This window comes from Acidovorax facilis, from assembly GCF_023913775.1.
GTDB lineage: Bacteria > Pseudomonadota > Gammaproteobacteria > Burkholderiales > Burkholderiaceae_C > Acidovorax > Acidovorax facilis.
Genome location: NZ_JAMXAX010000017.1, coordinates 1 through 14,367 on the forward strand (window position 1 = coordinate 1; position 14,367 = coordinate 14,367).

8 protein-coding genes and 2 pseudogenes are annotated in these 14,367 nt (G+C 65.7%); 3 read left to right on the plus strand and 7 right to left on the minus strand.

What is annotated here, in order from left to right; genetic code table 11:
• Positions 1-221: hypothetical protein (locus tag NFX52_RS30855; RefSeq protein ID WP_289781579.1), on the minus strand; the 221-nt coding region annotated here is incomplete at its 3' end.
• A gap of 174 nt (positions 222-395) precedes the next feature.
• Here NFX52_RS30855 and NFX52_RS07970 point away from each other — a divergent pair.
• The 3 genes from NFX52_RS07970 (at position 396) to NFX52_RS07980 (ending at position 3,834) form a co-directional block, all read left to right on the plus strand.
• Positions 396-971, plus strand: coding sequence for a hypothetical protein (locus NFX52_RS07970; protein ID WP_055400315.1), 576 nt, complete (start codon positions 396-398; stop codon positions 969-971).
• An 86-nt stretch (positions 972-1,057) separates the two neighbouring features.
• The gene (locus tag NFX52_RS07975; RefSeq protein WP_055400312.1) at positions 1,058-1,771 is read left to right on the plus strand and encodes a Bax inhibitor-1/YccA family protein; all 714 of its coding nucleotides are present in this window, start codon (positions 1,058-1,060) and stop codon (positions 1,769-1,771) included.
• 422 nt (positions 1,772-2,193) lie between these two features.
• On the plus strand, positions 2,194-3,834 hold the full coding sequence (locus NFX52_RS07980; RefSeq protein WP_238385680.1) for a hypothetical protein: 1,641 nt from the start codon (positions 2,194-2,196) through the stop codon (positions 3,832-3,834).
• 239 nt (positions 3,835-4,073) lie between these two features.
• Here NFX52_RS07980 and NFX52_RS07985 read toward each other — a convergent pair whose 3' ends face one another.
• From NFX52_RS07985 to bcsP, 6 genes and pseudogenes are all read right to left on the minus strand, one after another.
• Positions 4,074-8,393: a cellulose biosynthesis protein BcsC gene (locus NFX52_RS07985; RefSeq protein ID WP_238385679.1), complete on the minus strand. Its 4,320-nt coding sequence runs from the start codon at positions 8,391-8,393 to the stop codon at positions 4,074-4,076.
• A 90-nt stretch (positions 8,394-8,483) separates the two neighbouring features.
• Complete coding sequence (locus NFX52_RS31465; RefSeq protein ID WP_492759466.1) at positions 8,484-9,887, minus strand: hypothetical protein; 1,404 nt, start codon at positions 9,885-9,887, stop codon at positions 8,484-8,486.
• Positions 9,864-10,807: pseudogene (locus NFX52_RS31470) on the minus strand (cellulose biosynthesis cyclic di-GMP-binding regulatory protein BcsB); the annotation flags it as partial. The pseudogene NFX52_RS31470 and the gene NFX52_RS31465, both read right to left, overlap by 24 nt.
• A 30-nt stretch (positions 10,808-10,837) precedes the next feature.
• Positions 10,838-13,025, minus strand: a pseudogene (gene bcsA, locus NFX52_RS08000) (UDP-forming cellulose synthase catalytic subunit).
• Positions 13,022-13,804 (minus strand): cellulose biosynthesis protein BcsQ, encoded by a 783-nt coding sequence (gene bcsQ / locus NFX52_RS08005; protein ID WP_055400301.1) that lies wholly within the window; start codon positions 13,802-13,804, stop codon positions 13,022-13,024. Before bcsQ ends, bcsA begins: the two are co-directional and overlap by 4 nt.
• A complete protein-coding gene (bcsP, locus tag NFX52_RS08010; RefSeq protein WP_055400299.1) occupies positions 13,801-14,337 on the minus strand; it encodes a cellulose biosynthesis protein BcsP in 537 nt (178 codons plus the stop codon). The genes bcsQ and bcsP overlap by 4 nt, the downstream gene beginning before the upstream one ends.
• Positions 14,338-14,367 lie beyond the last annotated feature (30 nt).

The window sequence follows — 14,367 nt, forward strand, 5'->3', positions numbered from 1 at the left end:
CTGCCCAGCGCCCTGCGCCTGCGCCCGTGGCACAGCCACCCCGCGCAGCCTCGGGGTTTGACGACATGGATGACGACATCCCGTTCTAAAAGCCGCGCTTTCCAGCTTTTGCAAAAAGGCCCGCAGCACAGACGCTGCGGGCCTTTTTTTGCGCCCGCACGATGGTCAAGAAGCGCTGAATCAACAGCACGCAGCGCTTCTTCTACAACGGCCTGCGCCATTCCCACCCCCTCAGTTTGTCCAGTGCGGCACGGGGACAACGGCGCCAACACTTTCTTACACCGGTTGCGCCCAACTCGAAGATCATCGGGCGCTTGTTGGCGGCTGGCCTGCGGTGCCGCCAGCAAATTCTGGTTAGTCACAACAACATTCAACAGCACAAGAGAGGGATAGCCATGCCAGGCTTTGTTCGCAAGATTTTGATTTTCATCACCGGTTACGCGTGGCTGCTGCTACTGGCCGGGCCCGGCCTGATCGGCCTGTCGCTGTACAGCGGCTGGAAGGCCGATGGCGACCATGCCTACGCAGCGCGGGAAAGCCTGCAGAGCGTGGCAGGCACGGTGACGCAGGCTTCGGAGGTCACCGTCAAGCGCAAGCGCCGCGCTACCAAGCAGTTCTACGAAATCAGCGTCCAGCCCGATGGCGCAGGCGCCGAGGCCCGCAAGCTGCGCATCGACTACAGCACACCCCAGGAACTGGTGGGCAACCTGATCGACGAAAAAATCACCGCTTTGGTGGACAAGAGCGACAACGACCTGGTGTACGAAGTGGCGGTCGATGGCAAGCCCGTGATCAGCTATGAGACCACCAGGCAGCGCCTGCAGGCCGAGGCAGCGTCCTCCGCCCGGTCCTTCAGCGGCGCTGGCACCTGGATCTTCGCGATCCTGCTGACGCTGATCGGCGCCGCCGGTGTGTGGTCCAACCGCAGGCTGCGTGCAGCGGACTCCAGCCAGCAGCTCAGCGCGGCCTGAGAAATTTTCACAGAGAGGGAGGGAGGAGGCGCCTGGTGCGCCCCTCCCGTGATTTCACAACCAACACACAGAGCGAGGAATACGCCATGAATCCCAATGTCCTGACCCCTTCGACGCCGGAAGGCGCACCGTTTGAACGGCGCGATTTCATCGTTGCTACCTACAAGCACCTCGGTGTGGCCATGCTGGCCTTCGTGGTGCTTTCCGCCGTCCTGATGGCGACCGGATTTTCCGGCACAGCGGCCAAGATGCTGCTGGCCAGCGGCAACAAGTTCCTGTGGCTGGGCGTCATGGGCGCGTTCATGCTGGTGGGCTGGCTGGCCTCGTACATGGCCGACAACGCAGAGAGCCCGCAAACACAGCTGATGGGCCTGGGCCTGTATGTGCTGGCCGAAGGCCTGATCTTCGCGCCGATGTTCGGCATCGCCCAGATCGTGGCCCCCGGTGCCATTGGCGCTGCGGCCTTCATCACGCTGCTGCTGGTGGGCGCGCTCACCTGGACGGCGTTCACCACCAAGACCAACTTCTCGTTCCTGGGGGGCATTCTGACGGTGGGCGGCCTGGTGGCCCTGGGCACCATCATTGCCGGCGCCATCTTTGGCTTCAAGCTGGGCATCTGGTTCTCGGGGATCATGGTGCTGTTTGCCGGCGCCTGCGTGCTGTACGACACCTCGCGCATCATCCACGACTACCCCGCCGACCGCCCTGCGGGCGCTGCGCTGCACCTGTTTGCATCGATCGCGCTGATGCTCTGGTACGTGCTGCGCATCCTGATCAGCCTGGCGACCAACGACGACTGAGCCGCCATTCTCGAAGCCCCGCGCGGTGGCAAGGGCCGGCTCCTGCAAAGGGGTCGGCCCTTTTCTTTGCAGCAGGCTGAAATCCAAGAAAAAACAGGCTCTAGCGCTTGATGAACAAGCGGGAATAGCTATATTATTGATAGCAAATGATCGTAGATGCATTCAGGTGCACCTGACAGGCGTGGCCCAGCCGACATCCGAGCTCGCATTCCCCGTGGGCGCACCGCAGCCCCACAGCCTGCCGCCCAACTCTGGCATGCCATTTTCCTGTCGTCCCTTGCGCCCGCTGCTGGCACAATTAGAAACAGCAAGACAGCCAGCATGCACCAGTGCGCGCTCGCTGGCCCGTCGATAACGCCTCGCGCGCCACGGCGGCATCTCGACGACTCCCCAATTACCTACTGATCCTCTTTCTGTCCATCATGCGCAAATACCTCTGGCTATCTTTGACCTGTGCGGCCCTGCTCGCCAGTTGCGGCGGCGGCTCGTCCGACGGCGAAGACGTGGGCCCCGCCCCTGGCGTACAGCAATACCCCGGCGGCATATGGGAGGGCACGGTGGGCACCGGCGCTGCGCAGCGGCAGGTGGTGGGCTACATCGATCCCGGCCCGCTGGGCACCGGGGGCGAGTTCTACATGGCACGCGAGGCCCCGGGCGCAGCGGGCTTTGATGCGATTTACGGGCGTTTGAATGTCAACGTCACGGCAGTGCTGGCCACTGGCGTCACGTACTACTCGGTCCAGGACGGCAAATTTGCCACGGGCCTGACGCTGCGTGGCACGGCATCGAACAGCGGCAAGATCGGCCGCACCGACGGCATCAGCGGCAATTATTCCGACCCGGTGCAGACGGCGGCTGCGTCTGGCGCGGTGGTGCCGATCAAGCTCTCGTACAGCAGCCTGAACTTCCACCCCGCACGCGCGAGCCTGGTCGAGGGCACCTACCGGGGTACCGGCCTGTTTGGCGGTGGATGGGTGCTCACCGTCACCCCACAGGGCCAGCTCTCGGGCCGTATCGGCGGCTGCCTGGTCACGGGCACAGCCACGCCACGCGCCGCAGACTCTCCGCTGTATTCGATGACGCTCAATCTGTCGGGCGACACCACCTCCTGCGAGGCCAGCGGCACGCAGCAATCCGGCATCGCCGTGCTGCGGTTTGATGCGGCAGGGGTGCCCAACGGCATCTGGGTGTTCACGCGCAATGCAACGGGTCCGAACAACACCTTCACCCTCAACGGCATTGCCGACCCCCGCACCACCGTGCCGCCTTCCACGACGCCGTTGTCGGTGGCAGGCAACTGGCAGGGCTCCTTCACGCTGCCTGCAGGCGTGATTGGCGATACGACCGTCTGGGGCAGCGTGCTGCCGGACGGCGGCCTGTTCTTCTACACCAACAGCAGCCTGGACCACAACGCGCTGTATGGCCGCCTTATCCGCTACGAGAACAACGTCACGAACAACCGTTTTGTGACGGCCAACGACGGCGTGTTCTTCAACCGCCTGCTGGCCAACACGGGCGCCTACAACGAGTCCGTGCTGATCGACGGCACGCTCCAAAGTGGCGATGGCACCAGCACCGCCGGCCTGTTCAGCGGCAGCTTCAGCTACCCAACGCAGCCAGGCGGTTTCCCCACCCGCTTCAGCGTCACACCCGACCCGCTGTACGCCCTGCCCTCCGGCAAGGTGCCCAACGCGGCCTTGATCATCGGCACCTACAAGATGGCAGGCACGGGTTTTGGGGGCGACACCACAACGCTGACGGTGTTTGCCGATGGCGCGATCACCGGCCTGACCACCAGCGGCTGTGAAGTGGCGGGCAAGCTCCTGGGCGAACTGGGCAGTGGTCTGAACCTGTACCGCGTCGAGGCATTCGGCTACCTCAACAGCCCCAACGCACCCATCACCTGCGGCCTGTCCTCGGGCCCGCCGCAGTCCGGCTCGGCATCGGCACAGTTCGATGCGAATGGCAAGGTCATTGGCCTGCGCATTCTGACTGCCGGGTTGTCCGTGGCTGGCACACGTGCCCACACCGTGTTTGTGGGCGCCAAGCAGACCACGCCGTAACGGCAGGGAGCACCCCTCGCGCTAGGCGGGGGGTGCTGCAACCGGGCAATCACTGCGGTGCCCCTGTGATCGGCCCATGGGCCTTGGCTTACAGCGCCTTTACCCCGCGCAAGCGCCATGTGGCACGCAGACAGTGCTCCCGCAACAAGCGGGTTGCCCATAAAAAAGGCCCGTCGCACGTGAAGTGCGACGGGCCTTTTTTGTGGCTTGCAGAGAGCGGGTGAGCGCCCTGGGAAAGTTCAGTAGCTATACGGTGACCGCAGCGGGTTGACAGGGAACGCCTGCAGGCCGTTGTAGGGCTGGAAGGCATAGCGCACATACAGGCCGCCCGCAAATTCGCGGTAGTTGCGTGCGTTGTTGAGCGACAGGTGTCCACCCACGAACACCTGCGGATGCATCTGGTATTCCATGGCTGCACCCAGGTTGTATCCCAGGCCCGTGCGGGACTGGCCGGGGTAGATGGCCGTGGCGCCCGTTTCGCCAAAGGCCAGCGCGTCGGCCGCTGCCTGGACGGCAGACACCTGCCGCGATGGGCTGTTGGGGAAGTACGGCGCCGCATCTTCCTTGAAATACTGCACGCCCACCGAGCCCTTGAGCTGGTAGGACAGGCGGCCATTGCGCTGCGCCCATTCGACGGGAATGCCAAAGGACACGAACTGCTGGGGACTGAAATAGCCACCGTGGCCCACCGTGAAGTAGCGCAGGTTGCGCTGGTACGACAGCCCCGTAAAGCTCAGGCCCGCCGTCAGGTCGGCGTTCGATGTGCGGTGCACATGCCAGTACATCCCGCCACCCAGCTCGGCCCGCGCATTGCTGCGCACGCGGGTACCGGTCAGGCCATGCAGCGAACCGTACCCATAGATCCCCAGTTCACCATCGTCCCAGGTCAGATCAACGCGGCCCCCCGAAGCGGACACGCCGCCCCAGCGGTCGCCGGTCCGGGCATCACGGACACCGGCAAACGACAGCAGGCTGTCGGTCACCGGGCGGCGCGAGAGGTCCACGGCCACGGTCAGGTCGTCGGTGAGGGCGGTGCGGTATCTCGCGCCTGCCGTCACATCGGACTGGCCGAAGCCCAGCGGCGTGCTGCCGATGTCTGCCCGGAAGCCTCCGCTTTCATAGCCTACGCTCAGGCCGACACCGCTGTCGCTTTGCGAGCCCGCACCGCGTTCGGGCATGGCCAGGGCCGTGACCGGACCACCACCAAAGCGGCTGATGGTGCCGTAGGGCGAGCCGGGCGAACCTGCGCTGGCGCCCGTGGGCGTTACGCCCAGCAGCAGGTGACCGTCACCCACGCTCATCTTGAGCTGCACGGGCGCTTCGATCTCGGATAGCTGGCTCATGCCCGCCTCGCCCTGCCGTGCGCGCGCAACTGCGCCCACGGAGAACGAAGAAATCTGGCTTTGCTGCACTTCGCGCAGCTCGTCGCGGGCCGTGCGGGGCCGCGTGGGGTCGGGCACGTTGCCCAGCCCCGCCGTGGACCAGGCAGAAGGTGCTGCAGGAGCAGGCATTGCGCGTTGCGCAGGCAAGGACTGGGCGCCGCCCGCATACCCACCACCATAGGCCTGTGCAGGCGTGTAGTAGCCCGCCGCAGCCGGGGCCGGAGCGCCCATCGGCTGCATGGGTTGTGCAGGCGGCACGTACACAGGTGCCATGGCCGGCGCCGCCGCAGTGGCACCCACCGACCGTGGGGTCGAAGAAGGCAGTGCCGCCGCGTTGCGCCGCGCAGCGCTGGTCGAAGCCGCCGTGTCAGCCGCCGCCACCGGGCTGGACGCTTCGGGGTAGTAACTGGCGGGCGTCATGGGAGCGGCCTGCGCATAGGCCTGCGGCGCCGTGCCAAAGCGGCTTGCACCGGCCGGGTCGGGAATGTAGAGGCCTGCAGGTGCGTTGTTGCTGCGCGCTACTGGCTGGGGCGCGTACTGCTGGGGGGTGTAGCCCACCGGCGACCGTGCGACGGCTGCGGCACCAGGCACTGACAGGCCGCCCCCGGCACGCTGCTGCAACGCCGCGCGCTGGGCAAATGGATTGCCCGAACGTGCAGGCCCCGCCGCCACGCCACTGGCCGCCAGCACGGCATCGCGCTGCGCGTTTTCGGCAGCAACGGCAGCCGTGAAGAACTCGGTGGCCTTGGAATTCTTGCCCTGCGCCCGGTACAACCGACCAGCGGCCGTCAGCACTTCGGGATCACGCGGCGCGCGCGCCAGCGCCACGGACAGCAGCGACTCCGCATAGCCATAGTCCTTGGCGCCCGTGGCCATGGCTGCGGTCTGCAGGATGAGGGGCACGTCATTGGGAGACTTTTCCAGCAGCCGCGCATACAGCGCCTGCGCCTGGGCATAGTCGTTGTTGGCCGCGTACATGCGGGCCAGTGCCGCCATGGCCAGGGGCTCGTCGGGCTGCTCGGCCAGCAAGGGAACGAGCGTGTCATAGGCCGCGACCAGGTCGCCCGCCTCGCGCAGGCCATCGGCCTGGCGCACGATGTAGGCGCGGCGGATGTCGCTGAAACTCTTGCGCTCGCGGTCATTCATCGGGGCCGTCTGCAGCTGCCGCAGGATGCCCGCCAGTTCCACATCCTGCTGGGTCTTGAGCAAGGTGGCTGCGTACTGCAGGCGCAGGCCGACATCGGGCCGGGGGGTGCGCGCCAGCACCTGGCGCACCATGCCGAGTGCGCGCTGCGGATCGCCAGCGTCCGCGTAGGCCAAGGCCATGGCGCCCAGCAATTCGGGGTCTTGGGTGGCAAAGGACTCGGCCTGGGCCAGGGTGGCCAGGGCTTCCGTCTGGCGACCTTCGGCCGCCAACGCCGACGCAGCCGATGCCTGCACATGCACCCACACCCGCTTTTGCAGCGCGGCGATGTCACGGGTGCGGTGCTTTTCTGGAACGCGGTCCAGCAGCGCCAAGGCGCTGGGCCAGTCACCAGCCTCCGAGGCCAGCAGGGCGCTGGCATACAGGGCCTCGGGCATGTTGGGGTTGGACAGCAACAACCCGTCCATCACGCCCCGCGCCTCGGCCACCGCGCCCATGCGCAGGTACAGGCGGGCAAGGTCCAGCCGCACCCAGGGGCTGGCCGGATCGTTCAGCAGGGCATCTTCCAGCGCTGCGCGGGCAGCGGCGGTATCGCCACGCTCCGTCGCTGCGCGGGCCTGGCCCAATGCCTGCGCAGCACGCAGGCGCCCCAGGGCTCCCACCTTTTCTTGCTGCGAGGGTGACAGCTTTTCCACCAGCGCCAGGGCTTCGGCCGCCTTGTTGTTCTGCGCCAGCACGCCCACGAGTCCCCGCACCGCGTCAGGGTTGTCGGCCTGGCGCGCGAGCACACGGCGGTAGGCCGCCTCGGCGGCGTCGTACTGGCCATCTTCGACCAACAGGTCTGCCAGGTCGGTTTCGGCCGTGACTTCGGCCGGATTCAGCCGCACAGCCTGCTCCAGCGAACGCCGCGCTGCCGCTGTCTCACCGCGTTCGCGTTCGGAGGTGGCCTGCTCGACCAGGCTCCAGTAGGTGGCACTGTCGAGCGCCTGTTTCCACCGGCTGGCCGAGCCCGCACGCGAGGCCCGCTCCAGCAGCCCGCGCGCGTCGGCAAACCGTTCCTGGCGCAAACGCAGAATGCCCAGGCCACCCAGCGCATCGCCGTCGGTGGGACGGGATTCGAGCACGTTCAGAAATGCGGCCTCTGCAGCATCCAGCTCGCCATCGTCCAGGGCCTGGAACCCTGCTGTCGTCCGCTGGCGCAGCGGGTCGGCCGTCCGGACGGAAGCTGCCTGGGACTGTTTTTGCAGGTTCTGGGCCTGCACCAGGCGCGTCTGCACGGCCGTGTCTCCAGGATTGGCGCGCAGGAATTCCTGGTACAGCGGGATGTCGGCCGAACGATTGCCCGTCCAGGCCAGCGCCTTGCGCCAGCTTTCCGTCGCCGCCTTGCCCACATCGGGGCGCCCGGCCAGCCGCGCCAGCTGGGCGATGCCTTCGCGGCGTGTGGATTCGCGGTAGGTCAGGTGTTGCGCCAGGGCCAGCGCAATCTGCGGGTCTTCGGGCGATTCCTGCGCCAGGCGGTTCAGACCCCGGCGGGCCTCGTCCCAGCCGCCTGCTGTGGCGCCCAGCGTCTGGTAGTACTCCAGCGCCAGGGGGCCGGTGGGAGCGCGGTCTCCCAGTGCCGCCTGGTAGGTGCTCAAGGCCTGGCTGGCCTGCCCGCTGCGGGCCTGCTGGCGCGCAGTTTCGATCTGGGGTGCGCTGCGGCCCGTGCGGATGGATTCCTGCAACCGGCTGACCAGCGGGCTGCGCGGATGGGCTGCCTGCAACTGGTTCAGGTAGCGCTGGGCGCCCTCGGGGCGGCGGGCGTTGAGCTCCACCAACGCCATCCCATAGAGGGCCTGGGCGTTCTGGGGGTTGATGCGCAGCAGCTTCTGCCATGCCTCACCCGCGCGCTCCGTGTCGCCGCGCTCCTGCCAGTACTGCCCCTGGTCCAGCAGGGTCTGCTCGGCCCCAGTCTGCGCCCAGGCAACGGGGGCCATCAGCGAGGCCAGCAGCCCCATGGCAAGTGTTTGATGACGACGACGTTTGGAGGACATGCCTTCCTTCTCCCTGCGAGGCTCCCGGCCACCGAGGTGCCGGGAATGTGTTGCGTGATTCAGAAACAGCCGGGCGTGCTTTGCACCGCCTCAGCCTTTTTGCTTCAGCCGGGCCCGTGCGCGCGCTCTCAGCGACAGGTACATGATGATCGCTATCAGCACCGCCGCCGACACGCCCAGGACAATCAGCAACAGCGGATTGCGCGAAAGAAACCACTGGGTATACAGCAAGGGGCCCAACTGACCCACATGGTAGTTTTTCTCGGCCACCAGGCTGTCCACCTGCTTGCCCCGGATGACCGTGGTGCTGCCCTGCACGTGTTTGAGCATTTCGGCATCCAGCAGTGCATCCATCACTTGCGACAGACCTGCAGGCTGGTTGCTGGCAACGAGCACCACACTGCGGCCACCGCGCAAAGGCGATTCAAAACCTGCCACCAGAGCATCGGTGCTGTCGCTGGAAAACGCAACCTGGCTGCGCCGTGCGTGCACGCTGGAGTCCTCGCCAAAGCCCCACCAGCGCAGCAGGCGGTTGGCGAAATCCGACATCTGGAAACTCTTGGTTTCGCCCTGCAGGAGGGCCGGAATGGAACTGGCCCATTGCTTGAGCAGGGGCTGGTTGCCGCCGGAGGCAATGACCAGCAGGTCCTTGTCGGCAAGCCGCTCCACCTGCTGGGCCTGCGCCACGGTCACGCCCAGGGCAGGGTATCCCGTGACGCGCCCCATGACACCCATCAGGCCCAGATAGGCCGCGTACTCCTGCGCACCCGGCTTGTCCGGCATCACCACCGCAGATTCAGAAAGGTCTGCCATGCGTGTGAACGGGAACCCTGCATTGCCAAAGGCCGCCAGATCCGGCATGGCGATGAAATGCGGAAAACCGGAGATGTCGATGGTCGAATCGGCCTCGACAGAACCCCGGACGTTGTCGAGTGGCACGTCCTTGCAGGCGCCCTGCTTGACCACGTCGTAGTAGTAATGCATCTGCAGCTGCGACTGGGCCGGCAGCTTGAACAGCGGGATGTGGAACGTCTCGCGCTCCGGCGCCATCTCGCCCTTGGGGACCACCTTGGTCAGCAGGCGGTCCAGAGCGCCGGGTTCTTCATGGTTCACTGCGTGCAGGGGCAACGAACGCAGGAACTGCTGGTTCACATTGATGTTGAGGGTGGACTTGTCCGGGTTCGGGCGCGGGGTATAGCGATACCGCAGGTCCACCGGGATGCCCTTCTGGCGCCATGCGAACAGGTCGGGCGGCAGGAAGAAGTTCAGGCGGATCAGGTCTGGCGAGTAACCGGACACGTTGAGTGAATCGGCCTCGACCAGTTCACCAAATTTCACGGGCCGGTCATTGGACAGCCAGTTGGGCGCGTCGTACGGCTTGCGGGGCTTGAGTTCCGTGACCTCGGTGATCCGTGCCAGCGGGCCGGACAGGGCCGAGGAACCGATGGCCAGTGCCTTGGCGGCAACGCCAAGCTCGGCCTCGTCCCGCCCCATGACCAGCAGCAGCTTGCCATGGCGGTCTGCCGGGTGGCTCACCACGGCCACGGTGGGGCCCTGGATGTCTGGCAGGTCAGCCCGGCGGGCGCTTGCGCCTTGCCAGCGACCATCACCACCGCGTTGCCGCGCGCGGGGAGTTCGCCCACCAGTGACGGGAACCTCGCTCCCCGGAAACCCGCCAGCGCGCCAAACCAGGACGACATCGTGCCTGCGGCCTGCAAGGTGCCCGTGTTGGGCACTGCGCCGAACACCATCGGCAGCTCCAGCGGGCGCACATCGCGGCGATCAAAGAAAGGCTGCGGCAGCAGCGCCAGATCGTTTGTCTGGGCCACGGGCGCCACCGTCAGTTCCAGCACGCTGTCGTTGCCGACGTTGGCCCACAGGCTGGAGTGCAGCGGGTCTTCGCACTCCATCGTGTAGTGGCCGATCAGCTGCAGGTTGAGCCGGTTGAACTCGGTGATGAGGCGCGGCGGGATGACGATCTCGCGCTGCAGGTTTTCGCCCGCCTGCTGCGTGGTCACCGGAATGGTGGCGGCCACCTGCTCGTTCACCAGCACCTTGATATGGGACAGGTTGGGGAGCAGGGCGGGCGAGTAGGAGTAGTTCAGCTTCAGTCGCGCGCCTGTGACCACTTCGTCGTTGCGCACGCTGAACGCCACACCGCTCGTGCCGTCCACACCCCGCAATTGCAGCGGAAACAGGGCCCCCAGGTCCTTGAAACTGGTGCGGTGTACACGCACTCCACTCTCGGTCGGTTGCGCCGCAGCCAGCATTTCCGCCCCAGCCAAGCCCGCTGGTGCAGGGGCCGCAGCAAGTTGGGATACGGGCACGGCCGTCCCTGTCAGTACCAAGGCCAGCATGGCAGGCAGCATGCGCTTGCGCGGCAGCCGCGCTGTCGGATGTCTTTTGGGAATCATGGTGTCGAGTCTTTGGAAACAGGGAAAGGCTTAGCGGGGCTTGAGGGACTTGACGGCGGAGACGGTCAGTTGTCCCATGCCGCGCACTCCAATCGCAATCACGCTCCAGAGCGAGCGCAGCGGCTTGTCGCGCTGGCCCGTGCCCCAAGTGGCAATCCAGGCATCCGCCCGTGCAAAGGTCAGCGATGCCAGTTCGGCCTGCTGGCGCAGACTGAGGTTGTCGAACTTCACGCCCAGACGCCCCTTGCCACTGAACGTGACAACGGCCGGAAAAACACCTTCTTCGTCGGACCGGAACAGCGACACGGAAAGGCGGCTGCCCATGGGAATGTCGCTGTCCGCCGGAACGGACAGGCCCAGCCCGTGCTGCGAAAAATCTTCGGTCTTGCAAACCAGCGTGCGGCCGTTATCAAAGCGGATGACAGCGGGCAGGGCAGCCGCCACGCGCGGTGTGCCACGGATCTGGCGCGTCTCGCTGGCCACCGCCACACTGGCGCCCAGCAGGATGACGTTGTAGGTGGTCCAGACCATGTTGATGACCAGCGTGGTGGTTTCGTCGCCTGCGGAGGAGAACAGCTTCCAGATCCCCACCGCAAAACCCACCAGATTGATCACCAACAGCACCACATAAGGCCGTGCAATGGTCCAGTCGAAATAGGCTTTCTCGATCACGCCCCCCCTTGGCCGTCACGTTGAACTTGCCCAGCTTGGGGTTGATGAAGGCAACGATCACCGGGCGCATGATGTACCAGGCCAGCACTGACTCGTACACCTCATTCCAGAACGAGTGGCGAAAGCGCCCCTGGATGCGGGAGTTGGTCACGCTGGCGTGGGCCAGGTGGGGCAGCGCATAGGCGGTGATCATCAGCGCCGTGGCCTGGAACACGTGGGCCCCGAAGAACAGGTAGGCCAGCGGTGCAGTCAGAAACACCAGGCGCGGCAGTCCGTAGAAGAAATGCAGCATTGCGTTCAGGTAGCACAGCCGCTGGCCGAACTTGAGACCCTTGCCAAAGAGCGGGTTGTCGGTACGCGCGATCTGCGCCATGCCCCGCGCCCAGCGAATGCGCTGGCCTACGTGGCCGGAAAGGCTCTCGGTGGCCAGGCCCGCAGCCTGAGGCACTTCGAGGTAAGCCGTGTTGTAGCCCAGGCGGCTGAGCTTGAGCGCCGTGTGGGCGTCCTCGGTCACGGTTTCTACCGCAATGCCACCCACTTCCAGCAATTCCTTGCGGCGGATGATGGCGCAAGAACCGCAGAAGAACGACGCGTTCCAGAGGTCGTTGCCGTCCTGGACGATGCCGTAGAACAACTCGCCCTCGTTGGGCATCCGGTGGAACGTGTCCAGGTTGCGCTCAAACGGATCCGGTGAGAAGAACACGTGCGGCGTCTGCAGCATGACCAGGTTGGTGTCCTTGAAGAACCAGCCCATGCAGACCTGCAGGAAGGAACGCGTGGGGATGTGGTCGCAGTCAAAGATGGCGATGTATTCGGAACTCGTGACTTTGAGCGCCGCGTTGATGTTGCCCGCCTTGGCGTGGTGGTTGTTGTCTCGGATCAGGTAGCCGACGCCCAGCTCTTCGCAGAACTCACGGAACTCGGGACGGCGGCCGTCGTCGAGCACATACACGTGCAGGCGATCGGCGGGCCAGTCCAGGCTCATGGCCGAGAACACCGTCTGGCGCACCACTTCAAGCGGCTCGTTGTAGGTCGGAATGAACACATCCACGCTGGGCCAAGTGCTGATGTCCTGGGGCATGGGAACCGGGCGGCGTTGCAGGGGCCACGCCGTCTGGAAGTAGCCAATGAGCAGCACCGCAAAGGCATACAGCTCTGCCAGCACCAGGCCATAGCCGAATGCCGCATCCAGCCAGTTGGTAAAGCCGATGGTGTCGGTAAAACGCCAGTAGATGTAACGCGACGAGGCCGAGATCGACAGCACGATCATCGCCAGCGTGGACAGGCGGCCGGGGGTCCTGCTCAGCAGCAAGGCCGCACCAAAAGAACCCACCGAAAAGAGAATCTGCCCCTGGAGATCCAGCGGTACGCTGATGACCAACCCCATCAGCAAGGCACTGAACACCACAGCCGCTACACGCGCTACGGGGTGCTGCCACAGATCCCACCCGGTGATGGCATGCACCACGGTGCGCCAGTGTGCCTGGGGACTGTGCGAATCGGCGTCAGCTACCTCGTCGGCCTGCGGGCGTTGGTCGATACTCATTGCGCGGCTCCAGCCAGTGGCAGTCGCAGGCGCTGCGCAAGGACGCGCGCGCACTTGCGCAGATCATCGGCCGCCTGGCCTTGGGGGTCATACTCCAGCACGCTCTGGTCGTAGGCGAGCGCCTCGCGCACCGCCTGGTCTTCGTGGACCACGCCCACCAGGCGCTCACCCAGGTTGTCCTGCATCACACGCGTGATGTCTTTGGACAACTGGCGCGCGCCGTCCACCTGATTGAGCACGTACAGCGTTTCGGAAAAATCAGGGCGCGGTGTGCAGTAGGTGTGCACCAGCCGCTGCATCAGGGCCAGCGCCGCATAAGACGCCGCATCCGGCAGGCTGACCACCACCACCACCTGGGCCGCCGACAGCGCCTGCTGCATATAAACAGAAGGACCGGGCGGCGTGTCGATCAGCACCACGGCATCCTCCGGCAGTTCCAGGCCCTGCAATTGCTGCTCCAGCCAGTTCGGGTGTGCGTCCAGGTGCCGCTCGAAAGCGACGCGGTCAGACTCGTTCACCACGCCATAGGGCAGCACATGCACACCCGATGGGCTTTGCACGCAGACCGAGCCCCAGTCTTCGCCTGCCAGGCTGGCACGGGATACACCGGCCAGAGAACGGGGATCGGCGCCGAAATGCAAGCCCAGCGCATTCTGGGGATCCATGTCCACCACCAGCAACGTCGCAACACCTTCGCGCTGCAGGGCGGTGGCCAGGTTGGCCGTCAGGGTCGTCTTGCCCACGCCACCTTTGGCAGAAACGATGGCAATCACTTTCATAGGTGGCCCTTGCGAGGCTGCCAGGCGGGTGCTGGCGCTGCGCCGCCGGCCACAGGGGCACCTGCCAGACGCGCAAAAACCGATGGGAGGTCCACCGGCAAGGACTCCTGGTGCACGGCCTGCTCTTCAGCAACAGTCGGCGCAGCCTGTCCACGCAGACCCGCAAGGCCCGCCAGGGGGGAGCGCGAGGCCAGCGCAGCCGCTGGCGGCAGACGGTCTGCCGATACTGCTGCGGGCGCGGCCACCGGGCGGGGCAACTCGGCGGCGACGGGTGCAGTACGCTGCACTGCCACAACGTGCTCTGGTCGCGCCGAAGCGGAGGCCTGAGCCTGCTGGGGAAGCGGCGCCGCAGCGGTACCGGCGCTTCGGTCTACCGAGGGCACGTCATCGGCCACGGCATTGCGCACGGCGGAAACAAGGGGCCAGCGCTCGTTGGAGAGTTGGTGCTCCTGCTTGCGGGCCAGCTCATGGTAGGGGTCTGCCTTGGCCCCAAACTGCTGAAAGAGGTTCACGATGTCGTCTGAGTGTTTCATGGGTCACCGCCAATGCCGCAACATATAGAT

Coding starts and splice junctions, on each gene's coding strand:
- NFX52_RS07970 (WP_055400315.1), top strand. CDS start 396: ATGCCAGGCTTTGTTCGCAAGATTTTGATTTTCATCACCGGTTACGCG.
- NFX52_RS07975 (WP_055400312.1), top strand. CDS start 1,058: ATGAATCCCAATGTCCTGACCCCTTCGACGCCGGAAGGCGCACCGTTT.
- NFX52_RS07980 (WP_238385680.1), top strand. CDS start 2,194: ATGCGCAAATACCTCTGGCTATCTTTGACCTGTGCGGCCCTGCTCGCC.
- NFX52_RS07985 (WP_238385679.1), bottom strand. CDS start 8,393: ATGTCCTCCAAACGTCGTCGTCATCAAACACTTGCCATGGGGCTGCTG.
- NFX52_RS31465 (WP_492759466.1), bottom strand. CDS start 9,887: ATGGGGCGGGACGAGGCCGAGCTTGGCGTTGCCGCCAAGGCACTGGCC.
- bcsQ (WP_055400301.1), bottom strand. CDS start 13,804: ATGAAAGTGATTGCCATCGTTTCTGCCAAAGGTGGCGTGGGCAAGACG.
- bcsP (WP_055400299.1), bottom strand. CDS start 14,337: ATGAAACACTCAGACGACATCGTGAACCTCTTTCAGCAGTTTGGGGCC.